This window comes from Curtobacterium sp. PhB130 (assembly GCF_003755165.1).
In the GTDB taxonomy this organism is placed as follows: Bacteria; Actinomycetota; Actinomycetes; order Actinomycetales; family Microbacteriaceae; genus Curtobacterium.
The window spans coordinates 75,526-100,357 of the sequence record NZ_RKII01000008.1; the positions used below are offsets into that span (position 1 = coordinate 75,526).

Sequence of the window (24,832 nt, forward strand, 5' to 3'; positions counted from 1 at the left end):
CAGCGGGGTCAGTCGCTCGACTCCTCGGCGGTCTCGTTCGCCGCGGTGCCGCGCTCGGCGGCTTCGGACGTCGCGCCACGCGCGATGCCGAGCAGCTTGCCGAGCTCGACGCCGTTCACCTCCCGGGTCCGCCCGCTCGGCAGGCTCCCGAGGTGCAGCGGACCGAACGAGCGGCGGACCAGCTCGTTCACCGGGTGCCCGACCGCGTCGAGCATGCGGCGGACGATGCGGTTGCGCCCGGAGTGCAGCGTCAGCTCGACGAGCGACTCCCCGCGGGACGACTCGAGCAGCCGGACCTTGTCCGCGGCGATCGGGCCGTCCTCCAGGTCCACGCCGTCGAGCAGGACCTGCACGGTGGCCGGCGACACGTTCCCGGCGACCTTCGCGATGTAGGTCTTCGTCACGCCGAACGACGGGTGCGCGAGCACGTGGGCGAGCGCGCCGTCGTTCGTCAGCAGCAGCAGGCCGGACGTCTCGGCGTCCAGGCGCCCGACGTTGAAGAGGCGCTCCTCGAACTTGTCGACGAACTGCGACAGGTCGGCTCGGCCGCGCTCGTCGAGCATGCTCGAGACGACACCGGTCGGCTTGTTGAGGAGCACGTACCGCCGGGTCGTGTCGACCTGCACGGGGACTCCGTCGACCGCGATCGCGTCCTTCTCCGGGTCCACGCGACGCCCGAGCGCCTCGACGACCTCGCCGTTGACGCTGACGCGGCCCTCGGCGATGAGGTTCTCCGCCACGCGGCGCGATGCCACTCCGGCGGCGGCCATCACCTTCTGGAGGCGCTCACCCTCCGGCTCGGCCGGGGCTGCGGCGCCCTCCGCTGCGTCCCAGTCGGGGATGATCGGGCGTTCCGGCGTGCCCTCGAGCGGAGTGCCGTTGCCGTCTCGCTGCCCTTCGGGACGCGGGGTGGTGCCACGGTCACGGTTCCGGACGGTGGCCGTCCCGCCGACGTACCGGCGCCCGTTGTGCCACACGCGGCTCGCCTCGCCGTCGCGGGACTGGGTGCTCCGACGGTCGTCGCCGCGCCCACGCTGCTCACGGTCGCGCTGGTCGCGGTCGGCGTTGTTCCACCGGGGGCGGTCCACGCGGCGGTCGCCGGTCGGAGCCGGGCGTCCCTCGCCGTCGCGGCGGCCGTACCCGCGGTCATCGCGCCGGTCGCCCGAACGGTCGTCGCGGCGATCGGTGCGGTCGTCACGGCGGTCGGTCCCACGCGGGCCCGTGCCACGGGTGTCGTGGCGGCTGTCGTCGTGGCGGACGAACCCACGGTCGTCGCGGCGCGGGGCACCGCGGTCGTCCCGGCGGACGAACCCGCCGTCGTCGCGGCGGGGCGCGCTGCGGTCATCGTCGCGTCGGCCGTACCCACGGTCGTCACGGCGGGGCGCGCTGCGGTCATCGTCACGGCGGCCGTACCCACGGTCGTCACGGCGGGGAGCACCCCGGTCATCCCGACGCGGAGCGCCGCGGTCGTCATCGCGTCGGCCGTACCCACGGTCGTCACGACGGGGAGCACCCCGGTCATCGCGGCGCGGGGCACCCCGGTCGTCATCGCGGCGGCCGTACCCACGGTCGTCACGACGAGGAGCCCCCCGGTCGTCGTCCCGCCGGCTCGGCGCGCGGTCGTCCCGCTGGCCGTGCGGACGGTCGCCGCCGGTGCGGTTGCCGTAGCCACCGCGATCCGCCCCACCGGAACGGTCGCCACCGGGACGGTTGCCGTAGCCACCGCGGTCGGCCCCACCCGAACGGTCGCCACCGGGACGGCTGGTGTACCCACCTCGGTCGCCAGCGCCGGGACGGCTGCCGTAGCCACCGCGATCCGCACCACCGGAGCGGCCACCGCGGTCGTCATCGCGACGCCCGTACCCGCCGCGGTCGGAGCCGCCACGGTCCGAGCCGCCGGAACGTGCACCGTACCCACCGCGGTCAGCGCCACCGGAGCGGCCACCGCGGTCGTCATCGCGACGCCCGTACCCACCGCGGTCCGAGCCACCACGGTCCGAGCCACCGGAACGCGCCCCGTACCCACCGCGATCCGACCCGCCCGGGCGACCCGAGCCTCCAGACCGTCCGCCGCCGGAGCGGCCCGCGTCTCCACGCCCAGCACCCCCGCGACCGGCGTCGCCATGTCGTCCGTCCTCATACGCGGCCATCGGGGATCCCTTCGTTCTGCTCGAAACCGTCAGCGCCGTCTTCCAAGAGCGGCGAGATGAGCGGCAGTTCCTCGAGCGAGTTGATGCCGAGCTGCTGCAGGAGCAGATCGGATGTGACGTAGTTGATGGCGCCGGTCTCGGAGTCGGTGAACGACTCCTCGATGAGCCCGCGCGCCACCAGGGTCCGGACGACCCCGTCGACGTTGACGGCCCGGATCGATGCGATCTGGGAGCGGGTGATCGGCTGCTTGTAGGCGACGACGGCCAGCGTCTCGAGTGCGGCCTGGGACAGCCGGGAGGGCCGCTCGGCCTCGACGAACTGTTCGACCACGGCGTCGAGGTCGGCTCGGACGTAGAACCGCCAGCCGCCGCCGACCTCGCGGAGTTCGAACCCGCGGCGGATGGTGCCGTCGACGCCGTCGAAGTCCGCGACGAGGCGCTCGATGGCCTGCCGCACGACGGGCACGGGCGCACCGACCGCCGTGCCGAGTGCGACGAGCGACTGCGGCTCGTCCGCGATCATCAGGATCGCCTCGAGCTGTCGGTCGACGGGCGCCTCCGACGCGGGCGCCGGCACTGCGGCTGCGGCTGCGGCTGCGGCTGCGGCTGCGGCTGCGGCTGCGGACGTGGATGGAGACGCGGACGCCGCGGCGGCGTGCGCGCGCATCGACTCCTCGATCGCCCGTGCGTCGCCGATCTCCTCGGCGCCACCGGGTTCGGCGCTGGAGACGTCGTGGACGTCATCCGTCATAGTCGGCTCCAAGGTTGGCGAGGCTCTCGTCGGTCCAGTGCTCCGCGGTCCACCGCAGGGTGAGTTCCCCGAGCGGCTCGTCCTGCTCGAAGGTGATCGACGCGTTCCGGTAGAGCTCGAGGATCGCGAGGAAACGAGCCACCACGATACCCGTCATGTCGACGCCGGCGACCAGTTCACGGAACGAGACGTCCGGGGCGCCCTCTGCGGCGCGGGTGCGGAGGATCGACACGACGACGGCTGCTTGCTCCCGGATGCTCACGAGCGGGGCGTGCAGGTGGTCGAGTCCGACGGTCGGGATCTCCCGCGGTGCGAACGCCAGCGCGGCGAGCGCGGCGAAGTCCTGCACGGAGAGCGTCCAGACGAGTTCCGGGGTCGTGGCGCGGAAGCGTTCCTCGAGCCGGACCCTCCGGACGTGACGGCGCGACTCGGTCGTCCACCGCGACCCGAACCAGTCCGCTGCCTGCTTGAACGCCCGGTACTGCAGGAGTCGGGCGAAGAGCAGGTCACGGGCTTCGAGGAGCGCGACGTCCTCCGCGTCGACGAGTTCGCCCTGCGGCAGGAGCCCGACGATCTTCAGGTCGAGGAGGGTCGCGGCGACGACCAGGAACTCGCTCGCCTCGTCGAGTTCCTCGGCGGACTCGGCCTGGCGGACGTAGGCGATGAACTCGCCGGTGACGACGCCGAGCGCGACCTCGGTGATGTCCATCTCGTGCTTCGTGATGAGCGAGAGCAGGAGGTCGAACGGTCCGTCGAAGTTCGTGAGCCGGACCCGGAATCCCGGCGTGTCGGACGTGCCCGACCCGGAACCGGACCCGGCCGCAGTGAGGTCAGGCGACGGCGCCACGCTGGACGAGCTCTCGTGCGAGCTGCCGGTAGGAGTGCGCCGCAGCGTGGTCCGGAGCGGTCTGCGTGATGGGGCGCGCCGACACCGTGGCGTCGGGGAACTTCACGGTGCGACCGATGACGGTGTCGAGCACCCGGTCGTCGAAGGTGTCGACCACTCGCTCCATGACTTCCCGCGAGTGCAGCGTCCGCGAGTCGTACATGGTGGCGAGGATGCCGTCGAGCTTCAGCGCGGGGTTGAGCCGGTCGCGCACCTTGTCGATGGTCTCGATGAGGAGCGCCACACCGCGGAGGGCGAAGAACTCGCACTCGAGCGGGATGAGCACCCCGTGTGCGGCGGTGAGCGCGTTCACGGTGAGGAGCCCGAGCGACGGCTGGCAGTCCACGAGGATGACGTCGTAGTCGCCGGCGACCTTGCGGAGGACGCTCGCCAGGATCTGCTCGCGGGCGACCTCGTTCACGAGGTGGACCTCGGCCGCGGAGAGGTCGATGTTCGCCGGGATGACGTCGAGGTACGGGGTGTTCGTCGGCTGGATGACCTGGTTCGGGTCCTTGATGGAGCCCATGAGCAGGTCGTAGACCGTGGGGATGTCGTGGGTCCGGACACCGAGGCCGGCGGACAGCGCGCCCTGCGGGTCGAAGTCGACGGCGAGGACCTTGCGGCCGTACTCCGCGAGCGCCGCTCCGAGGTTGATCGACGTCGTGGTCTTGCCGACGCCGCCCTTCTGGTTGCAGAGCGCGATGATGCGGGCGGGGCCGTGACCGTCGAGCTCCTCCGGCACGGGGAATGCCCGAACGGGCCGGCCGGTCGGACCGTACGTGGTCTCGCCGGTGCCGGGCTGGGTCGTCGGGTTGGTGCTCACCGGGCCATCGTACCGGCGCACCCGCGCTGACCCACGCGCGACGCGGGTCAGGCTGCGCGCAATGCGACGCGCATGCTGTCCACGCGCTCCGCGATGGCCGCGTCCGTCGACCACCGCTGCTGCAGGCGTCCGACGAGCTCCCCGACCTGGGCACGATCGAGCCCCGGGTGCAGGGCGAGACCGACCGTCAGTTCCGGGCCCGCGAAGCGCCCGAGCGGGTCGCCGGGTTCCAGCTCGACGCGAGCGACGCTCCGCTCCCCCTCGACGGAGGCCGCGAAGGCCGCAGCGACCGCGGTGTCCTCGAAGCACGGCGTCCACGGGAGGTCCTGGCCGAGCGCCCACACCGCGGGGCGACGCAGGACGAACTCGCTCGGCGAGGTCGGGTCGAGGACGACGAGCTGGGTGTCCTCGCTCGCCGCCGCCATCGCGACACGACGCGATTCGACCGGGATCGGCCGCGCGGTGGCGTCCCAGGCCTGCATCGCGGCGACCGAGGTGAACGCCGGCATCACCGTGCGCCCGTCGGGACCGGCGACCGTGACGATGGAGAGCTCCTGGGTCTTGTCGACGAGGCGACCGTCGGGTGTCTCGCCGACCTCGCCCGCTTCGGCGACGAGCGGGATCAGCAGCCGGGCGGTGCCGAGCGCCCGCACGACGGCGCCCTGCGATCTCCCTGCCGCGAGGTCCGCGATCGCCGCCAGGACCGCAGGGTCGGCGAGTCCGTCGTCGTCCGCGAACGCGTCGTCGTGGCTGTCGAAGGTGCGGCCGGCCCACGGGAACCCGGCCGAGTCCACGGCGTGTGCGTGGCCGTCGGTGTCGTCGGGTCCTGCCCCGCGGCCGTTCGAGATGCCCGCCACGGGCGTTACTCCGACGCGATGTCGAGTGCGGCCGGCAGCGTGAACGCGCCGGAGTACAGGGCCTTGCCGATGATCGCGCCCTCGAGGCCGTGCGGCACGAGCTCGCGCAACGCGACCAGGTCGTCGAGGGTCGAGATGCCGCCGGAGGCGACGACGGGCTGGTCCGTCCGGTCGCAGACCTGGCGCAGCAGTTCGACGTTCGGCCCCTGCAGCGTGCCGTCCTTCGTCACGTCGGTGACGACGTACCGAGCGCACCCGGCCGCTTCGAGCCGGTCGAGCACCTCCCACAGGTCGCCGCCGTCCTCTGTCCAGCCGCGCGCGGCCAGCGTGGTGCCGCGGACGTCGAGCCCGACGGCGATCTGCTCGCCGTACTCGCCGATCACGCGGGCCGCCCACTCCGGGTCCTCGAGCGCCGCGGTGCCGAGGTTCACTCGTGCTGCACCCGTCGCCAGCGCCGCTTCGAGTGCTCGGTCGTCGCGGATACCACCGGACAGCTCGACCTGGACCCCCTCGACCTCCCGGATGGCGTGCGCGATCACGCGGCGGTTGTCCCCGCGGCCGAACGCGGCGTCGAGGTCTACGAGGTGGATCCACTCCGCGCCCTGGTCGCGCCAGGTGCGCGCGGCGGCAACGGGGTCGCCGTACGACGTCTCACTGCCGGCCTCACCCTGGGTCAGGCGCACGGCCTGGCCGTCGACGACGTCGATCGCGGGCAGCAGGACGAGGGGCGGGGTGGAGGTCAGGTCGGTCATGGTCCTGTCGGTTCTGTGGCTGGTTCGAGATCGGTCGGGAGGCTCGGTGCGGGTCTCAGAGAGACCGCACCCAGTTGCGGAGCAGCTGGATGCCGGGCTCCCCGGACTTCTCCGGGTGGAACTGGGTCGCGGTCAGCGGTCCGTTCTCCACGGCCGCGATGAAGCGCTGCCCGTGCTCCGCCCAGGTGAGCTTCGGCGCGCGGAACGGGCCGTACGCCTCGAGTGGGAAGTCCGTGACGCCGTAGGAGTGCACGAAGTAGAACCGCTCGTCGCGGAGGCCGTCGAAGAGCACCGAGTCATCGGGGGCGTCGATCGTGTTCCACCCCATGTGCGGCAGGACATCGGCCTCGAGCTGCTCGACCGTGCCCGGCCACTGTGCGAGGCCCTCGACGTCGGCACCGCGTTCGACCCCGCGGGAGAACAGGACCTGCATGCCGACGCAGATGCCGAGCACGGGACGGCCGCCGGCGAGCCGGTGGTCGACGATCTCGCCACCCTGCACCCCCTCGAGCTGGTCGATCACGGCGGCGAACGCGCCGACGCCGGGGACCAGGAGACCGTCCGCTTCGAGGGCGGCCCGCTTGTCGGAGGTCAGGGTGACGTCGGCGCCGGCGCGCTCGAGGGCCTTCGCCGCCGAGTGCACGTTCCCCGACCCGTAGTCGAGGACGACGACGTTCGGCCTCGTGCTCACAGTGCGCCCTTCGTGGAGGGGATGCCGTCGACGCGCGGGTCCAGCTCGACCGCGCGGCGCATCGCCCGCGCGAACGCCTTGAACTCGGCTTCCGCGATGTGGTGCGGGTCCCGTCCGCCGAGCACGCGGACGTGCACGGTGATGCCGGCGTTGAACGTGATGGCCTCGAACACGTGACGCACCATCGAGCCGGTGAAGTGGCCACCGATGCGGTGGAACTCGAAGCCCTCGGGTTCCCCGGTGTGCACCAGGTACGGGCGCCCGGAGACGTCCACCACGGCCTGGGCGAGCGCTTCGTCGAGCGGGACGAGCGCGTCGCCGTAGCGGCCGATGCCGGCGCGGTCGCCGAGCGCTGCCTTCAGTGCCTGCCCGAGCACGATGCCGGTGTCCTCGACGGTGTGGTGCACGTCGATGTCGGTGTCACCGGTCGACTCCACACGGAGGTCGATGAGCGAGTGCTTGCTGAACGCGGTCAGCATGTGGTCGAAGAACGGGACGCTCGTCGAGATGTCGGACTTGCCGGTGCCGTCGAGGTCGAGCGACAGGGACACGCTCGATTCGCTCGTCGAACGGGTGATCTCGGCGGTGCGCGCGGTCATGCTCTCAGCCTAACCGGCGGCTGTTCCCGGGTGACGCGGCGCATGGCGTCGAGGAAGGCCGTCGTCTCCGCTTCCGTCCCGGCACTCACGCGGAGGTGGTTCGGGATCCCGAGGTCGCGCACGATGACGTCCTGCTCGAGGAGCGACTCGAACGCCGCAGCGGGGTTCGCGACACCGCCGAACAGGACGAAGTTCGACCAGGTCTCGTGCGGGGAGTACCCCATGTCACGGAGCTCGCGGACCATGCGGTCACGCTGGCCCCGGATGTCGTCGACCATCGCGAGCATCTCCGGCGCGTGCCGGAGCGCCGCGACCGCAGCGACCTGGGTCAGCACCGACAGGTGGTACGGCAGGCGGACGAGGCGGAGCGCGTCGACCACCGCCGGGTGCGCCGCCATGTAGCCGACGCGGGCGCCTGCGAACGCGAACGCCTTGCTCATCGTGCGGGACACCACGAGCCGTTCACGACCGGGCAGCAGGGTCAGCGCCGTCGGCTGTCCGGGGGGCATGAACTCCGCGTACGCCTCGTCGACCATCACGATGCCATCGGTGGCGTCGTAGACAGCCTCGATCGTCGCGAGTTCGAGGGGCGTCCCGGTGGGGTTGTTCGGTCCGCAGAGGAACACCACGTCCGGCTGGTGTTCGCGCACGGCAGCGACGGCGGTCTCCGGGGAGATCCGGAACTCCGCGTCGCGCTCGGCAGCGATCCAGCGTGTCCCGGTGCCCGAGGCGATGATCGAGTGCATCGAGTACGTGGGCGGGAAGCCGAGCACGCTCCGGCCCGGCCCGCCGAAGGCCTGGAGGAGCTGCTGGATGACCTCGTTCGAGCCGTTGGCCGCCCAGATCTGCGCAGCCGTCAGGTCGTGCCCGAGGTACCCCGCGAGCGATTCACGCAGCTCGGTGAACTCGCGGTCCGGGTAGCGGTTGACCGAGGCGAGCGCCTGCCGGATCGAGGACACGATGTCGTCCGCGACGTCCTGCGGGACCGGATGCGTGTTCTCGTTGACGTTGAGCTGCACGCTGACGTGCTTCTGCGGGGCGCCGTAGGGGCTCTGACCGCGGAGGTCGTCTCGGATCGGGAGGTCTTCGAGCGTGAATGCCACCGATCCATCGTAGAGCGGAGCGCCTCCACGATGACCGGCCGTCCGGACGGTCCTGCCGGTCCTGACGGTCGGGTCCTTCCTGCGCGCTACTTCGCGTCCGCGTACTTGGCCGGGATCGCGATCTGCTCCCCTGCCTGCACCCCGGAGCCGTCGAGCGCGTTGAGGCTCACGACGTCCTGGATGAAGTCACGCGGGTCGGCGTTCGGCGCAGTCTGCTCGGCGAGCTGCCAGAGCGTCTCACCGGGCTCGATCGTCACCGTCTGGAAGTGCACGTTCGCCGCGGTGTTGCCGGCCGAGGCCTGGCCACCGTTCAGCGCGAACAGGCCGACGATCAGCAGCAGCGGGATCGCGGCCAGCGTCGTGAAGACCACACGGCCACGGCGGGTCAGGCGGAGCCGCGTGCGAACAGTGCCGCCCTGCACGGTGCCGCCCTGCACGGAGCTGCGCTGCACGGAACCGCGCTGCGAGGTGCTGCGCTGCATGTCTGCGAGTGCGATGGTGCTCATGTCGTGGTGCCTTCCTGCTCAGGTGAACCGAAGCGATGTACCGAACATACGTTCGAACGGACGGCCGCACAAGTCCCCTGGGGAGATTTCCGGGGAGTTTTCGTGCGACACGCTCGAACAGGTGTTTGTCCGGCGTCATGCGGTCGGATACTGTTTCGACTGACTGGGACAAGTCTCACGGGGACCACCGACATTCCCCGATCGGCAGTCCAAGGGTCGCGACGAGAAGGCGAGACGACGTGCCGGACGAACTGCGGGGACAGAAACCGCTGACCGCGAAGCAGCAGGCGATCCTGGACGCGATCCGCGCCTCCATCGCGAGCCGCGGCTACCCGCCGAGCATGCGCGAGATCGGCGATGCGGCCGGCCTCTCGTCGCTGTCGAGCGTCTCGCACCAGCTCGGGCAGCTCGAACTGGGCGGCTGGATCCGCCGTGACCCGAACCGTCCCCGTGCCCTCGAGGTCCTGGTCGACGAGCCCTCAGCGGCCGCCGACGGTCCCGACGTCGATGCCACCACCCTCGTGCCACTGGTCGGCCGGATCGCCGCGGGTGTCCCGATCACCGCCGAGCAGCACGTCGACGAGATCATCCCGCTGCCCCGCCAGCTCGTCGGCTCCGGTGACCTCTTCATGCTCAAGGTCGTCGGCGAGTCGATGATCGACGCCGCGATCTGCGACGGCGACTGGGTCGTCGTGCGGTCGCAGCAGACCGCCGAGAACGGTGACGTCGTCGCCGCCATGCTCGACGAGGAAGCGACGGTCAAGGTGTTCCGCCAGCGGGACGGTCACACCTGGCTGCTCCCCCGCAACACCGCGTTCGAGCCGATCCTCGGCGACGCCGCGACCGTGCTCGGCAAGGTCGTGGCGGTCCTCCGCTCCCTCTGACCTCTGCGCGGAGCCGCTCGATCGACGCCGCACAACCAAGGCCGGTCCGAACCACGTGGGTACGTGGTTCGGACCGGCTTTCGTTGTGCGACTGCGGACGGAACTGCGCACCCAGCCGGGGTTCCTGGCGGACGCCAGCCGGGCCTCCCGGCCGGGTCGGGACCGGACCCTAGGCGGACGGAACCGGTGCGGCGGGCGTGACCACGTACGGGTCGAGCTCCGCGACCTGCCGCTGGAAGACCTTCACCCGGAGGCGCGTGCCGGACTCGACGTAGTCCACCGTCTCGACCGATCCGGTGTCGTGCAGCTGGGAGACCAGGTCCCCGCGGTCGTACGGCACCACCACCGTGAGCGAGACGTCCGGCTCGGGGAGCCGGTCCTCGATCGCTGCGAGCAGGTCGCCGATGCCCTCGCCGGTCCGCGCCGACACGAAGACGGCGTCCGGGGCGAGACCCACCAGCACCAGCCGCTGGGCCTCGTCGATGAGGTCCGCCTTGTTGAACGCGACGATCTCGGGGATGTCCCGGGCACCGACGTCGCCGATCACCTCGCGCACGGTCGCGAGCTGCGCGGCCGGGTCCGGGTGGGAGCCGTCGACGACGTGCACGATGACGTCCGCCTCGCCCACTTCCTCGAGCGTCGATCGGAAGGCCTCGACGAGCTGGTGCGGCAGGTTCCGGACGAAGCCGACGGTGTCGACGAACGTGAACTCGCGGCCCTTCGTGCTCTCCGTCCGGCGGACGGTCGCGTCGAGGGTGGCGAACAGCTGGTTCTGCACGAGCACGCCCGCGCTCGTCAGACGGTTCAGCAACGAGGACTTGCCGGCGTTCGTGTAGCCGGCGATCGCGACGCTCGGGACCTCGTTGCGGTGCCGGTCGGCGCGCTTGGCCTCTCGAGCGGGTCGGAATCCGGCGATCTGGCGGCGCAGCTTCGACATCCGGGTGTGGATGCGGCGGCGGTCCAGCTCGATCTTCGTCTCACCGGGACCACGCGAACCCATGCCCGCACCGCCCGAGACCTGACCACCGGCCTGGCGGGACATCGACTCACCCCAACCGCGGAGTCGCGGGAGGAGGTACTCGAGCTGCGCGAGCTCGACCTGCGCCTTGCCCTCACGCGACTTGGCGTGCTGGCTGAAGATGTCGAGGATCACCGCGGTGCGGTCGATCACCTTGACCTTCACGACGTCCTCGAGCGCACGGCGCTGCGAGGGCGCGAGCTCGGTGTCTGCGATCACCGTGTCGGCGCCGGTCGCCTTGACGACCATCGCGAGTTCCTCGGCCTTGCCCTTGCCGAGGTAGGTGGAGGGATCCGGATGCGGCCGGCGCTGCAGGAGCCCGTCGAGGACCACGGCGCCCGCGGTCTCGGCGAGGGCCGACAGTTCACGGAGGGAGTTCTCGGCGTCGGCGGCGTCGCCCTGGGCGTACACGCCGATCAGGACGACCTGCTCGAGCCGGAGTTGCCGGTACTCGACCTCGGTGACGTCCTCGAGTTCGGTGGAGAGACCGGCGACCCGTCGGAGCGCCGCACGGTCCTCCCGGTCGTACTGGTCGCCGTCGCCGGCCCAGCCCTGCTCGTCGACCGAGCGGGTCTGGATCGCTTGTGCCGGCGCGAAGATGGACGAGCTGGCTCGCGAGTCGGCGTTGCGCAGCACGCGCTCGACGACGCCGTCGCCTTCAGCTTGGTTGTGGGTATCCGTCATGCTGTCCACAGGGTACCTCCGCAGCCCGCAGGACACACGGGGTTCCCGGTACGGTTCTTCCATGGCGAACGACCACTACTTCTCGGCCACCCCGGAGAGTCAGGCGCGACCGCGTCAGATCGCCGTGACCCTGGCGGGGCGTTCGCTGTCGCTGACCACGGCGGCGGGGGTGTTCAGCCCGGACGGGCTCGACCGGGGCACCCGGGTCCTGCTGAACTCGGTGCCGCCGCCCGCGCACGACGGGGCGCTGCTCGACGTCGGCTGCGGCTGGGGTCCGATCGCGATCACCATGGCGATCCACTCGCCGGACGCGCAGGTCTGGGGCGTCGACGTGAACGAGCGGGTGCTCGACCTCGCGCGACGCAACGCGTCCACCGCCGGGGCGACGAACGTCTCCATCGCCTTGCCCACCGACGTCCCCGCGGGGCTCCGGTTCCGGACGATCTGGTCGAACCCGCCGATCCGGGTCGGCAAGGACGAGCTCCACGACATCCTGATGACCTGGCTCCCCCGGCTCGAAGTGTCCGGCGACGCCTGGCTCGTCGTCTCGAAGGACCTCGGCGGCGACTCCCTGCAGCGCTGGCTCCACGACACGCTCGGGCCGTCGTTCCACGTCACGCGGGCGACGACGGACAAGGGCTTCCGCGTGCTGCGGGTGCACCGCACGGCGGAGTAGCGCGCGGCGGGCGCGCGCACCGCGCACGCATCGCCGCACAGAGCGGCGCGCCCCGCGCCCCCGCGCGCGTCAGACCGTCAGGTCGCCCGAGAACACCAGGTCGGCCGGGCCCGCCAGCGCGACGTGCTCCCCGTCCTCCGCCGCGAACATCCGCACGGTGAGCACACCACCGGGAACGCGCACGCGCCAGGTGTCCGGCGCCGCCGACCCCGCCCAGTGCCGGGTGGCCAGCGCCGCGGCGACCGCCCCGGTCCCGCACGACAGGGTCTCGCCGCTGCCGCGTTCGTGCACGCGCATCGTGATCTGCCCGACGCCGTCCTGCACCAGCGGATCCCCCGGCAGCACGAACTCGACGTTCGCCCCCGCGGAGGGTGCCGGGTCGAGCACCGGCACGTAGGTGAGGTCCACGTCGGCGAGCTCGTCCTCGGTCGCGACGGCGACGACCACGTGCGGGTTGCCGACGTCGATGCCGAGCCCGGGCCGCGCGGTGTCGAGGTTCTTCGCGCGCACCATCACGTCGTCGGACCCGCGGCCGTCGATGCCGAGGCCCCAGCGGCCGAGGTCGGCGGAGAACCCGTTCGCCTGCCGCTGGATGTCGACGATGCCCTTGCGGCTGCCGACCGACAGGGTCTCGCCCGGTGCGAGGTCGACGAGCCCGGATTCGGTGAGGTACCGGGCGAACACCCGGATGCCGTTGCCGCACATCTCGGCGACCGTGCCGTCGGCGTTGTGGTAGTCCATGAACCAGGTCGCGTCGGGGTCTTCCGCGACGATGGCCTGCCCTTCCGGGATCGCGTCCGAGCGGACGGCGCGGATCACGCCGTCGGCCCCGACACCGAAGCGCCGGTCGGCGATCGCGCGGATCCGGTCGGGGGTCATCTCGACCGTGGCGTCGGGGTCGGCGAACAAGACGAAGTCGTTGCCGGTCCCCTGGCCCTTGGTGAAGTGCAGCTCGGTCACGGGACGATCCTACGGGCCAGCGCCGTGAGCCCGTCGCGGTCGGCGCCGGTCACGTCGAGGTCATCGGCCTCGGCGTACCGCTTGAACCACGAGACCTGTCGTCTGGCGTACTTCCGTGTCGCGATGCCGGTCGCCTCGACGGCTTCGGCGACGGTCGAGGATCCCCGCAGCACTTCGAGCGCCTGCGAGTACCCGATCGCCGCTCGCGCCGTCCGGCCCTGTTCGAGTCCGACGTCGCGGAGCCCGGCGACCTCGTCCACGAGCCCGTCGGCGAACATCCGCTCGGCGCGGGCGTGCAGCGCGGTCACGAGTTGCTCGCGATCACGACGCAGGTGCAGCACCCGGGCTGGTCGCCACGCGCGGGGCGCGGACGGGAGGCTCGTGGTGACCTGGTCCGATCGGCTCGCGATCTCCACGGCGCGGATCAGCCGCCGCGGGTTGCGTGCGTCGATGGTGTCGGCTGCCGCGGGGTCGAGTTCTCGGAGGCGTGCGAGGAGGACGCTCGGCCCGTGTTCCGCGTGCTCGCGCTCGAGCTCGGCGCGGAGCTCGGGGTCGGTCCCGGGGAAGTCGAGCTCGTACAGGACGGAGGACACGTACAGTCCGCTCCCGCCCACGAGCACGGCCACGCCACCGTCGTCGGCGATGTCGGCGATCACCGCGCGGGCGCCGCGCTGGTACGCGGCGACGCTCGCCTCGTCGGTGACGTCGAGCACGTCGAGCTGGTGGTGCGGGATGCCGTGCCGTTCGGTGACCGGGACCTTCGCGGTGCCGATGTCCATGCCGCGGTAGAACTGCATCGCGTCGGCGTTCACGATCTCGGCGCGACGACCCTGCTCGCGGTGCCGGTCGGCGATGGCGATGGCGAGGTCGGACTTCCCGGTGCCGGTGGCCCCGACGACGGCGATCAGCCCGGCCGAACCGGGGTCCGCGAACGTCCCAGGCGCATCCGCGCCGACGTCCTCAGCGGCCGACACGGAGCGTCGGCAGGCCGAGCGAGACCGGCTTCGGCCCGTCGCTCGGCGAGGAAGGCGTGGGAACGCCGCAGGATTCGGCCTGCGCACGGTCCCAGGCTTCCCCGGCGCGGGTCCGTCGGATCCGGAGCGGCGCGTCGGTGTCCGCGATCAGGAAGTGCGGCGCCGCGCGGGTGATCTCGACGGTGACGACGTCGCCGGGGCGCGGGACGTCGGACCCGGCCGGGACCGAGAAGTGCACGAGCCGGGAGTCCTCCGCGCGACCGGACAGCCGGTGCGTGGTGTCGTCCTTCCGGCCTTCCCCGGTCGCGACCAGCACCTCCACGGTGCGGCCGACCTGGTTCGCGTGTTCCTCGGCGGTGATGCGGTCCTGCAGGGCGACGAGTCGCTCGTACCGGTCCTGGACGACCGCCTTCGGGAGCTGGTCGTCCATCGTCGCAGCAGGCGTCCCCGGGCGGATCGAGTACTGGAACGTGAACGCCGAAGCGAACCGGGCCTGCTCGACGACGCGCATGGTGTCCTCGAAGTCGTCCTCGGTCTCGCCGGGGAACCCGACGATGATGTCGGTGGAGATCGCCGCGTTCGGGATCTTCGCGCGCACCCGGTCGAGGATCCCGAGGAACCGCTCGCTCCGGTAGCTGCGACGCATCGCCTTGAGGACCCGGTCCGACCCGGACTGCAGCGGCATGTGCAGTTGCGGCATCACGTTCGGGGTCTCCGCCATGGCGTCGATGACGTCGTCGGTGAAGGCTGCCGGGTGCGGGCTGGTGAAGCGGACCCGCTCGAGCCCCTCGATCTGGCCAGCGGCGCGGAGCAGCTTGCCGAACGCCTGACGGTCGCCGAACTCGACGCCGTAGGAGTTCACGTTCTGCCCGAGCAGGGTGACCTCGATCGCACCGTCGTCGACGAGCGCCTGGATCTCGGCGAGGACGTCCCCGGGGCGTCGGTCCTTCTCCTTGCCGCGGAGCGAGGGCACGATGCAGAACGTGCAGGTGTTGTTGCAGCCGACCGAGATCGACACCCAGCCGCTGTGGGTCGAGTCGCGCTTGGTCGGGAGGGTCGAGGGGAAGACGTCGAGCGACTCGAGGATCTCGAGCTGCGCCTCACCGTTGTGCCGGGCGCGTTCGAGCAGCGTCGGCAGCGACCCCATGTTGTGCGTCCCGAAGACGACGTCGACCCACGGCGCCTTCTCGAGGATGACGTTCTTGTCCTTCTGCGCCAGGCAGCCGCCGACCGCGATCTGCATGCCGGGGTGCTCGCGCTTGATGCCGGCGAGCTGCCCGAGGTTGCCGTAGAGCCGGTTGTCCGCGTTCTCCCGCACGGCACAGGTGTTGATCACGACGACGTCGGCCTGCGCACCGTCGGCAGCGACGTACCCGGCCGCCTGCAACGACCCGCTCAGGCGCTCGGAGTCGTGCACGTTCATCTGGCACCCGTAGGTGCGGACTTCGTAGGTGCGGGGGCGCGCTGCGACGGTGGCCATGGTCGTCCCAGTGTAAATCGCGGGGCGACTACTCGAAGCGCACGGGCCCACGCGGCCCGCCGGAGCGCGGACCGGCCCCACGCCCACCGCCGTCGAGCGCACGCTCCACCGCGATCCGGACGATGCCGCCGTTGTAGCCCTTGCGCATCAGGAACCCGGACAGGCGCCGCTCCGCAGTCGCACGGTCGAGCCCGCGGAGCTGCCCGGCACGCTTCACCGCGAGGTCGATCGCCCGGACGAACTCGTCGTCATCGTCGTCCGTCGCTGCGTCGAGCGCGGCGTCGATCGCCGTCTGGTCGATGCCGCGACGACGGAGTTCCGCGACGACCCCCTGCTTGCCGAGGCCCTTGCGGTCGTGCAGCCGGTCCACGAGATCGGTCGCGAGGGCGACGTCGTCGAGCAACCCCACGCGGGTCAGGCGGTCGATCTCGTGCTCGACGACGTCCGGGTCGAGGTCGTTCTTCGTCAGGGTCGTGCGGAGCTCGGATGTACTGACGCCCTTGCGTCCGAGCGCCCGCATGCTGAGGCGTTCGGCATCAGCGCGCTGTTCGTCGAGGGGACGGGGGGCGTCAGCGGGGTCTATCTCGTCCCCGCCGACGATCGAGAACACCGACGCGGTGCTGGCATCGGCACCAGAGTCCTCAGCGTCGTACCCGGCCATCTCGGCCCGGGCACTCCGCCCGGAACCGTCGCCGACGACGGGCGACACCCAGTCGGCCTGAGCGCGGGGGCCACGCAGCGGCAGTGGCACCGGGGTGTCCGCGTCCGCGCCCTCGTCGAGCATCGACGACGGGGGCATGCGCACGTCGCCGTCGCCGCCGTCGTCACCGGCGGTGGGTTCGGGCTCCGGAGTTGCACGACGGCGGGTCCTCGCACCGAACAGGTCGGTGACCGGTGCGAGGTCCGCTTCGTCGTCGCGGGTGGTCACGCGCCCTTGCGTGCAGCGAGCTTGGGCTCGATGGACTCGACCGGAGCGGCGTCCGCATCGGCCTTGGCCCCACCGATGCCGAGCTTGGCGAGGATCTTGCCTTCGATCTCGGCGGCGATCTCCGGGTTCTGGATCAGGAAGGAACGCGAGTTCTCCTTGCCCTGCCCGAGCTGGTCGCCGTCGTAGGTGTACCAGGCGCCCGACTTCTTGACGATGCCGTGGTCGACACCGAAGTCGAGCAGCGAGCCTTCCCGCGAGATGCCCGTGCCGTACAGGATGTCGAACTCGGCCTGCTTGAAGGGCGGCGCCATCTTGTTCTTGACGACCTTGACGCGGGTGCGGTTGCCCACCGCGTCGGTGCCGCTCTTGAGGGTCTCGATGCGACGGATGTCGAGACGGACCGAGGCGTAGAACTTGAGCGCCTTACCGCCGGAGGTGGTCTCCGGGGAGCCGAAGAACACCCCGATCTTCTCGCGCAGCTGGTTGATGAAGATCATCGTGGTCTGGGTCTGGTTCAGCCCACCGGCCAGCTTGCGGAGCGCCTGCGACATGAGGCGTGCCTGCAGACCGACGTGGGAGTCACCCATCTCGCCTTCGATCTCGGCGCGGGGCACGAGCGCCGCGACGGAGTCGATGACGATGAGGTCGATGGAGCCGGAGCGGACGAGCATGTCCGCGATCTCCAGTGCCTGCTCGGCGGTGTCCGGCTGGGACACGAGGAGGGCGTCGATGTCGACACCGAGCTTCTTCGCGTACTCCGGGTCGAGCGCGTGCTCCGCGTCGATGAAGGCCGCGATGCCACCGTTGCGCTGGGCGTTCGCGATGGCGTGGATCGTCAGCGTGGTCTTGCCCGAGGACTCCGGGCCGTAGATCTCGATGATGCGGCCGCGCGGGAGTCCACCGATCCCGAGCGCGACGTCGAGGGCGACGGAACCGGTCGGGATCGTGGCGACCGGGGCGCGCTCGTCGGAGCCGAGGCGCATGACAGCACCCTTGCCGAACTGCCGGTCGATCTGCGCGAGTGCGGTCTCGAGGGACTTCTCGCGGTCTGCTGGTGATGGCATGGTGTGCTTCCTTCGTGCTCGATGTCTGCCGCCTGTAGGCTGTCTGATCCCCGGGGGCCGATGGTGCAAGGCCCCTGGTTCTCGGACAAGGCTTCGGGCGTTCCCGATGACTCGAACCTAGGGCGGGCCACCGACATCACTGCCGGTCACCGCGCTGCCTGTGGACGAACTCGTCGTTCTGCGCCGCTGTGGAGGAAGCTACCACCCGTCGAACACGTGTTCGAGCGACACGCCGAACAGGTGTTCGGAGAATCCGGTCAGTCCCGGGGCTCCAACAGTCCCTTGCCGTGGCGACGGTCCTGCGGCACGTCCTGGGAGTCGCAGAGCGCGTCCCAGACCTTGCGGGTGTCGATCCCGGCGGCGATCGCATCGGCGGCGGAACGGCCCCCGAGCTCCTCGAGCACGACGTCGCGGGCGACGACCGCACCGTAGGCCTCACCGAAGACCTGGTCGACGGCTCGCCAGAACTCACTCACGCGCATCCCACCAGCCTAAACGCGGAGCCCGGCGAACGAGCACGGCCCGCAACGAGCGAACGCCCCCGCCGGCGAACCGGCGAGGGCGTTCGTGGTGCAGTGCGGGTCAGCGCACCGCGAGGTCGTTGTCGAACTCGGCGACGAGTTCGTCCGGGAGCGTGTCCGGGACCGGGGTGAGTCCTTCCACGACGGCGAGGCGGTCGCCCACTTCGCGCATGATCGTGGAGATGGGGGTGTCCAACGCATCCGCAACGGAAGCGAGGATCTCCGAGCTGGCTTCTTTCTGCCCACGCTCGACTTCACTGAGGTACCCGAGAGCAACACTGGCCTTGGACGCGACCTGACGGAGGGTCCGGCCCTTCTGCAAGCGGAAGTCCCGCAGAACGTCGCCGATTTCCTGACGAACGAGAACCATGAGAACTCCTCCTCTCTGTCGTCTCCAAAGCCCGATGGGTCGGGATGACCGTCACGGGTTCAGCAACAGTAGCGTTGCCGGTTGCAGCATGCTAGCCACCTGGGCTGCCGTCCTGCTGGAGATTGCGTGAGATGTAACCCAGCGGTAACGCGGGCTATTCCCCGGTCGCCAGCTCGTCGAGCAGCCGTACCAGGAGTTCGGAGACGGAGGCCCGACGGATTGCCTCGCGGTCGCCCTCGAGGTGCAGTTCGACCGCCCGTGATCCGGACGCGGACGCGATCCCGACGAACACGGTCCCGACGGGCTTGCCGTCCTGCGGGTCGGGTCCGGCCACCCCGGTCGTCGAGATCCCCCACGTGGCGGGCACGCCGTCCACCGCCAGGGCGGTACGCACCCCTTCCGCCATCTGCGTGGCGACGTCCGGGTCGACGGCCCCGCGTTCCGCGAGCAGGGACGAGGAGACCCCGAGGACGGACGCCTTGATCGGCGTCGCGTACGCCACCACCCCACCGCGCACCACAGCGCTCGCGCCCGGCACCTCGACGAGTTCGGATACGACGAGGCCGCCGGTGAGCGACTCGGCGACCGCCACGGTCTCCCCGCGGACGGTCAGTTCCGCGATCAGCCTCGGCGCGATCCGGACAGGAGGCTCGGCGTGCGACACGTCGGAGGCTCCGCTCACGCGGCGGTCCGGTTGTGCTTCCACGCCTGCCAGAGGTAGTCCAGGCCGCTCAGGACGGTGGCGATGAACGCCGCGGTCATCAGGATGCCGTTGGTCCAGTGCGCGAAGTCGCCGGCGAAGTTCCACCACGGGAAGAGCGCGAGCGTGATCGCGACGGCCTGCAGCACGGTCTTGATCTTGCCGCCGCGGCTGGCCGGGATGACGCGGTCGGACAGCACCGCGAACCGGAACACCGTGATGCCGATCTCCCGCACCATGATCAGGACGGTCACGTACCAGGGCAGTTCGCCGAGGATCGAGAGCGCCACCAGGGCACCACCGATGAGCACCTTGTCGGCGATCGGGTCGACGAGCTTGCCGAAGTCCGTGACGAGGTCCTGCCGACGCGCGATGATGCCGTCCGCGCTGTCGGTGACGATCGCCACGACGAAGATCACCGCCGCCCAGATCCGGACGGGGCCGTCGTGGCCGGCGTCCGACAGGAGCAGCACGAAGAACAGCGGCGCCATCAGGATGCGGATGACGGTGATGATGTTCGCGACGTTCGCCGTCGACGCGGGACCCGGACCCTTGCGGATCAGCCGTCCGCGCCACGGGAACCGCTTCGTGTTGGTGCCTTCCGAGGCGGTCATCGTGTTCACTCCCTGCCGGTGAGGCCCCAGGCGTCCTCGTCCGGTTCGTCCTCGACTTCATCGTACCCGCGGGTCATCTCCCCCACCGGGTCGGCACCGTAGCGGTCCCCGCCGTCCGACGGGCCTGCTGTGGCCGGGCCGGCGGCCGGGGCTGCCGGAGCGGCGGGCGCGGGGGGCTCTTCGCCGCGGAGCTTCGCGAGCACCGACGGCAGCTGATCGGTCGTGACGAGCACGTCGCGGGCCTTGGAGCCCTCGGACGGACCGACGATGTCGCGGGACTCCATCAGGTCCATCAGGCGTCCGGCCTTCGCGAACCCGACGCGGAGCTTCCGCTGCAGCATCGACGTCGAGCCGAACTGGGTCGACACGACCTGCTCGACGGCGGCGAGCAGCAGCTCGAGGTCGTCGCCGATGTCCGCGTCGATCTCCTTGCGCTCGACCACCGCGGCGACGTCCTGCCGGTACTCGGGCTGGGCCTGCCGGGTGACGTGCTGGACGACCTCCGCGACCTCGCTCTCCTGCACCCAGGCACCCTGGACGCGCACGGCCTTCGAGGAGCCCATCGGCAGGAAGAGCCCGTCGCCCTGCCCGATCAGCTTGTCGGCGCCCGGCTGGTCGAGGATGACCCGGGAGTCGGTGACGCTCGTGACGGCGAACGCGATCCGCGACGGGACGTTGGCCTTGATCAGACCCGTGATGACGTCGACCGACGGGCGCTGCGTCGCGAGGACCAGGTGGATGCCGGCGGCGCGGGCGAGCTGGGTGATGCGGACGATCGACTCCTCGACGTCGCGCGGGGCGACGAGCATGAGGTCGGCGAGCTCGTCCACCACGACCAGCAGGTACGGGTACGGCTTGAGCTTCCGTTCGCTGCCCGCCGGCAGCACGATCTCGTTGTTCTCGATCGCCTTGTTGAAGTCGTCGACGTGCCGGAACCCGAACGACGCGAGGTCGTCGTACCGCATGTCCATCTCCTTCACGACCCACTGCAGCGCTTCCGCCGCCTTCTTCGGGTTCGTGATGATGGGGGTGATCAGGTGCGGGACACCGGCGTAGATCGAGAGCTCGACGCGCTTCGGGTCGACGAGGACCATGCGGACCTCGGACGGCTTCGCACGCATCAGCAGCGACGTGATCATCGAGTTGATGAACACCGACTTGCCGGAACCGGTGGAGCCGGCGACGAGCAGGTGCGGCATCTTCGCGAGGTTCGCGACGACGAAGCCGCCCTCGACGTCCTTGCCGACGCCGATGGTCATCGGGTGCTTGGACTTCCGCGCCGCGTTCGAGCGGAGGACGTCGCCGAGGGAGACGATCTCACGGTCCGTGTTCGGGATCTCGACGCCGATGGCGCTCTTGCCCGGGATCGGGGAGAGGATCCGGACCTCGTTCGAGGCGACCGCGTACGACAGGTTCTTCGAGAGTGCCGTGACGCGCTCGACCTTGACACCCGGGCCGAGTTCGATCTCGTAGCGCGTCACTGTCGGGCCACGCGAGAAGCCGGTGACCTTCGCGTCGACCTTGAACTCGGTGAGCACGCCGGTGATCGCCGCGACGATGTCGTCGTTCGCCTGGCTGCGCGCGACGGATGGGGTCCCCGAGCTCAGCGTGGTGGCCGCGGGGAGGCGGTACGGGCGGGAGGGGTCGTCCGCAGCGCCTGCCGCGGGGAGGTCGTCGGGTTCGTCCGCCGCGCCCGTCACGTCGTCCACGGGGTCGGCCGGGAGGCTCGGGGAGACGACCGCAGGGACGCCACCACTCGGACGGATCACCGCGGTCGCGTCGTCCGGCACCGGCGCGCCGAAGTCGCGGAGGGCCTGCTCGGCGCGCTCGAGGTCGGCCGCGACCTCGGTCTCAGCGGAGCCGCCGAGACCCGCAGCGTCGTCGAGGCCTGCAGAGCCGCCGAGACCCGTGGAGTCGTTGAGGTTCACCGATGCCGGTTCGGCCGGCGTGTGGTCGATCAGCCCGGCCGCCGCCCCAGCGTTCGGGGACGGTGCCGCGGACGGAGCGCCGGCGTTCGCCGCCGGGATGACGGGGCTGTCGTACGCGGGGTCTTCTTCGCGCCCGGACTTGTTCCGGCGCCACCAGGGGATGTTGCCTTCCGCGGCACCTTCCGCCGGTTCGTCCCCGTCCTCGCCGAAGCCGAGGTCCTCGAACAGCTGCAGGCCCTGCGAGTCGGTCTTGTTGGCGCGCTTCCGCGACGGCTTCGTGGCGGCGGGTGCTGCCGTGTCCGGCTCCGGCTCGGCCGCGGGTGCCGGGGCGCCGAACAGGTACGCGTAGAGCTCGTGCAGCCGACGACCGACCTTGTTCGGCGGGGTCTTCGTGATGATGAAGAGCGAGAGCACCAGGAGCACGATCGCGACCGGGACGGCGATCCACGCGGTCGCGACGGCCACCAGCCAGCCGATGACGACCCAGCCGATCACGCCGCCGGCAGCGGCGAGGGCCGGCATGCCGTCCGAGGCGCTCGGCTGCCCGCCGAAGACGTGGCAGAGCGAGGAGATCGAGACGAGGAGGAGTCCCAGCCCGATCCCGATCCGGGTGTTGTCGTGCACGGACGCCGGGTGCCGGAACAGCCAGCCGGCGAACACGACCATGATCACCGGGAGCGCGAACGCCAACCGGCCGAACAGTCCGCCGAACGTGTACGCGTCGAGCGCGATCGAGACGGCGTTCGTCGGGTTCAGCCACTCCACCACGGCGCCGGCGATCGCCAGCACGAACAGGAAGAACGGGAAGCCGTCGCGGCGCTGGTCCTTCTCGAGGGACTCCTTGCCGAGGAGCCGGAACATCGCGCCGACGCCGTGCGCCATCGCGAGCCAGGCGGTGACCAGCGGGTTCTGCCCGCTGAACTCCACCGCGGGGGCTGCCTGCGGGAGCTTCTTCGTGGTGGCCTGGGTGCGCGACGAAGGACGCGACCCGCTTCCGCGGGACGACGAGGACGCGCGCGAGCGCGTGGTCGACTTGGTGCCTCCGGCCATGGGCAGAACCCTAACGCCACCTGGGGACGTTCCCGGGGAGGCGCGCACGGCTGTGGACAACGGCAGGAGGCCCGCCGCACGTCCGAGACGGACGTGGGACGGGCCTCCAGGCCGACAGCCGACAGCCGACAGCCGACAGCAGCAGCCGAGCGCTACGCCTCGATGATCACCGGGACGATCATCGGGCGACGACGGTGCTTCGTGTTGACCCACCGGCCGACGGTCCGACGGACCACCTGGCTGAACGCGTGCTGGTCCCGCGTGCCGTTGCCGGCCGCGTCGGCCAGCGCACGCGCGATCTGCGGGCGGACGTCGTCGAAGACGGAGTCGTCCTCGGCGAAACCGCGCGACTGGATCTCCGGGCCGATGACGCACTGGCCGGTGGCGAAGTCGACGGCGCAGAAGACGGAGATGAAGCCCTCCTCGGCGAGGACGCGGCGGTCCTTGAGGTCGGCGTCGGTGATCTCGCCGACGGTCGACCCGTCGACGTAGACGTACCCGATGTCGAGCTGCCCGGCGACGTTCACGACGCCGTCCTTCAGGTCGACGACGATGCCGTCCTGCCCGAGGATGACGTTGCGCGGCGGCACCCCGGTCTGGATCGCGAGGTCCGCGTTGGCGTACAGGTGGCGGTGCTCGCCGTGCACGGGCAGGACGTTCCGCGGCCGCAGGATGTTGTAGCAGTAGAGGAGCTCGCCGGCGGAGGCGTGTCCGGAGACGTGCACCTTCGCGTTGCCCTTGTGCACGACCTTCGCGCCGAGCTTGGTGAGCCCGTCGATCACGCGGTACACGGCGTTCTCGTTGCCCGGGATGAGGCTCGACGCCAGGATGACCGTGTCGCCCTCGCCGATCTCGATCTGGTGCTCGAGGTTCGCCATGCGCGCCAGGACGGCCATCGGCTCGCCCTGGGACCCGGTCGACATGTAGACGATCTGGTCGTCCGGGACGTTCTTGGCCTTCTTCGTGTCGATGAGCACGTTCTCCGGCACGCGGAGGTACCCGAGGTCGGCGGCGATCGTCATGTTGCGGATCATCGAGCGGCCCATGAACGCGACCTTGCGGTTCGCGGCGGCCGCGGCGTCGAGGACCTGCTGCACGCGGTGCACGTGCGAGGAGAAGCTCGCGACGACGACCTTCTTGCGGGCGCGCATGATGATGTTCTCGAGCACGGGTCCGATGTCGCGCTCGGGGGCGGTGAAGCCCGGCACGTCGGCGTTCGTGGAGTCCGGCAGGAACAGGTCGACGCCGGCTTCACCGAGGCGCGCGAAGGCGCGGAGGTCGGTGATGCGGTCGTCGAGCGGGAGCTGGTCCATCTTGAAGTCGCCGGTGTGCAGCACACGACCGGCGGGGGTCGTGATGGCGACGGCGAGGGCGTCCGGGATGGAGTGGTTCACCGCGACGAACTCGAGGTGGAACGGGCCGAGCTGCTCGGTCTGGTCCTCGGCGACGACCAGCGTGTACGGCTTGATCCGGTGTTCCTTGAGCTTCGCCTCGACGAGGGCCAGGGTCAGCGTGGAGCCGATCAGCGGGATGTCGTCGCGGAGCTTCAGCAGGTACGGGACGGCGCCGATGTGGTCCTCGTGGCCGTGCGTGAGCACGACGCCGAGGACGTCGTCGAGGCGGTCCCGGATCGGCGCGAAGTCCGGCAGGATCAGGTCGACGCCCGGCTGGTGCTCTTCGGGGAAGAGGACGCCGGCGTCGACGATGAGGAGCTTGCCCTCGTACTCGTAGACGGTCATGTTGCGACCGATCTCGCCGAGGCCACCGATCGGGATGACGCGGAGGGTGCCCGGCTCGAGGGGCTGGGGTTCGGAGACTTGCGTGGGCATTCGGTCCTGACTGCTTCGGCGGCGCGCGATCCCG

At 70.9% G+C, this 24,832-nt stretch carries 25 protein-coding genes; 3 read left to right on the top strand and 22 right to left on the bottom strand.

The features are described from left to right. Window positions 1-8: 8 nt before the first annotated feature. Window positions 9-770, bottom strand: coding sequence for a pseudouridine synthase (locus EDF24_RS19365; protein ID WP_123703442.1), 762 nt, complete (start codon window positions 768-770; stop codon window positions 9-11). A gap of 198 nt (window positions 771-968) precedes the next feature. Between EDF24_RS19365 and EDF24_RS19370 the strand changes: the two genes are divergently transcribed. Beyond that, window positions 969-2,210, top strand: coding sequence for a hypothetical protein (locus EDF24_RS19370; protein ID WP_148070875.1), 1,242 nt, complete (start codon window positions 969-971; stop codon window positions 2,208-2,210). On the opposite strand, the gene scpB is transcribed toward EDF24_RS19370, so the two are convergent. The 9 genes from scpB to EDF24_RS10430 all read right to left on the bottom strand — a co-directional run bounded on the left by scpB (window position 2,137) and on the right by EDF24_RS10430 (window position 9,118). Beyond that, window positions 2,137-2,901 (bottom strand): SMC-Scp complex subunit ScpB, encoded by a 765-nt coding sequence (gene scpB / locus EDF24_RS10390; RefSeq protein ID WP_260233415.1) that lies wholly within the window; start codon window positions 2,899-2,901, stop codon window positions 2,137-2,139. The genes EDF24_RS19370 and scpB overlap by 74 nt on opposite strands. After that, entirely contained in the window at window positions 2,891-3,748 is an 858-nt protein-coding gene (locus EDF24_RS10395) for a ScpA family protein (RefSeq protein ID WP_123702752.1), read from the bottom strand. The genes scpB and EDF24_RS10395 overlap by 11 nt, the downstream gene beginning before the upstream one ends. Next, window positions 3,732-4,610: a ParA family protein gene (locus EDF24_RS10400; protein WP_123656408.1), complete on the bottom strand. Its 879-nt coding sequence runs from the start codon at window positions 4,608-4,610 to the stop codon at window positions 3,732-3,734. The genes EDF24_RS10395 and EDF24_RS10400 overlap by 17 nt, the downstream gene beginning before the upstream one ends. 47 nt (window positions 4,611-4,657) lie before the next feature. Then, a complete protein-coding gene (locus EDF24_RS10405) occupies window positions 4,658-5,467 on the bottom strand; it encodes an SseB family protein (protein WP_123702754.1) in 810 nt (269 codons plus the stop codon). Window positions 5,468-5,472: 5 nt separating this feature from the next. Then, window positions 5,473-6,219: a bifunctional 1-(5-phosphoribosyl)-5-((5-phosphoribosylamino)methylideneamino)imidazole-4-carboxamide isomerase/phosphoribosylanthranilate isomerase PriA gene (gene priA / locus EDF24_RS10410; protein ID WP_123702756.1), complete on the bottom strand. Its 747-nt coding sequence runs from the start codon at window positions 6,217-6,219 to the stop codon at window positions 5,473-5,475. Window positions 6,220-6,274: 55 nt separating this feature from the next. Beyond that, window positions 6,275-6,910, bottom strand: a complete 636-nt coding sequence (hisH, locus tag EDF24_RS10415) for an imidazole glycerol phosphate synthase subunit HisH (protein ID WP_123702758.1) — start codon at window positions 6,908-6,910, stop codon at window positions 6,275-6,277. After that, window positions 6,907-7,509: an imidazoleglycerol-phosphate dehydratase HisB gene (gene hisB / locus EDF24_RS10420; RefSeq protein ID WP_123656404.1), complete on the bottom strand. Its 603-nt coding sequence runs from the start codon at window positions 7,507-7,509 to the stop codon at window positions 6,907-6,909. The genes hisH and hisB overlap by 4 nt, the downstream gene beginning before the upstream one ends. Next, window positions 7,506-8,612 (bottom strand): histidinol-phosphate transaminase, encoded by a 1,107-nt coding sequence (locus tag EDF24_RS10425; protein WP_123702762.1) that lies wholly within the window; start codon window positions 8,610-8,612, stop codon window positions 7,506-7,508. The genes hisB and EDF24_RS10425 overlap by 4 nt, the downstream gene beginning before the upstream one ends. An 86-nt stretch (window positions 8,613-8,698) precedes the next feature. Beyond that, window positions 8,699-9,118: a hypothetical protein gene (locus EDF24_RS10430; protein WP_185021636.1), complete on the bottom strand. Its 420-nt coding sequence runs from the start codon at window positions 9,116-9,118 to the stop codon at window positions 8,699-8,701. Between the two features lie 239 nt (window positions 9,119-9,357). On the opposite strand from EDF24_RS10430, the gene lexA reads away from it, so the two are divergent. Further along, window positions 9,358-10,002 (top strand): transcriptional repressor LexA, encoded by a 645-nt coding sequence (lexA, locus tag EDF24_RS10435; protein WP_123656402.1) that lies wholly within the window; start codon window positions 9,358-9,360, stop codon window positions 10,000-10,002. Window positions 10,003-10,171: 169 nt separating this feature from the next. Here lexA and hflX read toward each other — a convergent pair whose 3' ends face one another. Further along, a complete protein-coding gene (gene hflX / locus EDF24_RS10440) occupies window positions 10,172-11,704 on the bottom strand; it encodes a GTPase HflX (protein ID WP_123656401.1) in 1,533 nt (510 codons plus the stop codon). Window positions 11,705-11,765: 61 nt separating this feature from the next. Between hflX and EDF24_RS10445 the strand changes: the two genes are divergently transcribed. Further along, window positions 11,766-12,380, top strand: a complete 615-nt coding sequence (locus tag EDF24_RS10445; protein ID WP_123702764.1) for a class I SAM-dependent methyltransferase — start codon at window positions 11,766-11,768, stop codon at window positions 12,378-12,380. Between the two features lie 69 nt (window positions 12,381-12,449). On the opposite strand, the gene dapF is transcribed toward EDF24_RS10445, so the two are convergent. The 11 genes from dapF to EDF24_RS10500 form a co-directional block, all read right to left on the bottom strand. Continuing rightward, window positions 12,450-13,340 carry a diaminopimelate epimerase gene (gene dapF / locus EDF24_RS10450; protein WP_123656399.1) on the bottom strand — a complete coding sequence of 297 codons (891 nt, stop codon included), beginning with the start codon at window positions 13,338-13,340 and terminating at the stop codon, window positions 12,450-12,452. Beyond that, on the bottom strand, window positions 13,337-14,314 hold the full coding sequence (gene miaA, locus EDF24_RS10455; protein WP_185021637.1) for a tRNA (adenosine(37)-N6)-dimethylallyltransferase MiaA: 978 nt from the start codon (window positions 14,312-14,314) through the stop codon (window positions 13,337-13,339). Before miaA ends, dapF begins: the two co-directional genes overlap by 4 nt. After that, the gene (gene miaB, locus EDF24_RS10460) at window positions 14,301-15,794 is read right to left on the bottom strand and encodes a tRNA (N6-isopentenyl adenosine(37)-C2)-methylthiotransferase MiaB (protein WP_123702766.1); all 1,494 of its coding nucleotides are present in this window, start codon (window positions 15,792-15,794) and stop codon (window positions 14,301-14,303) included. The genes miaA and miaB overlap by 14 nt, the downstream gene beginning before the upstream one ends. 28 nt (window positions 15,795-15,822) lie before the next feature. After that, complete coding sequence (locus tag EDF24_RS10465; protein ID WP_123702768.1) at window positions 15,823-16,722, bottom strand: regulatory protein RecX; 900 nt, start codon at window positions 16,720-16,722, stop codon at window positions 15,823-15,825. After that, complete coding sequence (gene recA / locus EDF24_RS10470; protein ID WP_123656395.1) at window positions 16,719-17,786, bottom strand: recombinase RecA; 1,068 nt, start codon at window positions 17,784-17,786, stop codon at window positions 16,719-16,721. Before recA ends, EDF24_RS10465 begins: the two co-directional genes overlap by 4 nt. 257 nt (window positions 17,787-18,043) lie before the next feature. Next, window positions 18,044-18,268, bottom strand: coding sequence for a DUF3046 domain-containing protein (locus EDF24_RS10475; protein WP_123656394.1), 225 nt, complete (start codon window positions 18,266-18,268; stop codon window positions 18,044-18,046). Window positions 18,269-18,368: 100 nt separating this feature from the next. Next, the gene (locus tag EDF24_RS10480; protein ID WP_058725115.1) at window positions 18,369-18,677 is read right to left on the bottom strand and encodes a helix-turn-helix domain-containing protein; all 309 of its coding nucleotides are present in this window, start codon (window positions 18,675-18,677) and stop codon (window positions 18,369-18,371) included. A 154-nt stretch (window positions 18,678-18,831) separates the two neighbouring features. Further along, window positions 18,832-19,359 carry a CinA family protein gene (locus EDF24_RS10485; RefSeq protein WP_260233416.1) on the bottom strand — a complete coding sequence of 176 codons (528 nt, stop codon included), beginning with the start codon at window positions 19,357-19,359 and terminating at the stop codon, window positions 18,832-18,834. After that, window positions 19,356-19,991: a CDP-diacylglycerol--glycerol-3-phosphate 3-phosphatidyltransferase gene (gene pgsA / locus EDF24_RS10490; protein ID WP_165931567.1), complete on the bottom strand. Its 636-nt coding sequence runs from the start codon at window positions 19,989-19,991 to the stop codon at window positions 19,356-19,358. The genes EDF24_RS10485 and pgsA overlap by 4 nt, the downstream gene beginning before the upstream one ends. Window positions 19,992-19,996: 5 nt before the next feature. Next, a complete protein-coding gene (locus tag EDF24_RS10495; RefSeq protein WP_123702770.1) occupies window positions 19,997-22,969 on the bottom strand; it encodes a DNA translocase FtsK in 2,973 nt (990 codons plus the stop codon). A gap of 152 nt (window positions 22,970-23,121) precedes the next feature. After that, the gene (locus tag EDF24_RS10500) at window positions 23,122-24,798 is read right to left on the bottom strand and encodes a ribonuclease J (RefSeq protein ID WP_123656391.1); all 1,677 of its coding nucleotides are present in this window, start codon (window positions 24,796-24,798) and stop codon (window positions 23,122-23,124) included. Window positions 24,799-24,832 lie beyond the last annotated feature (34 nt).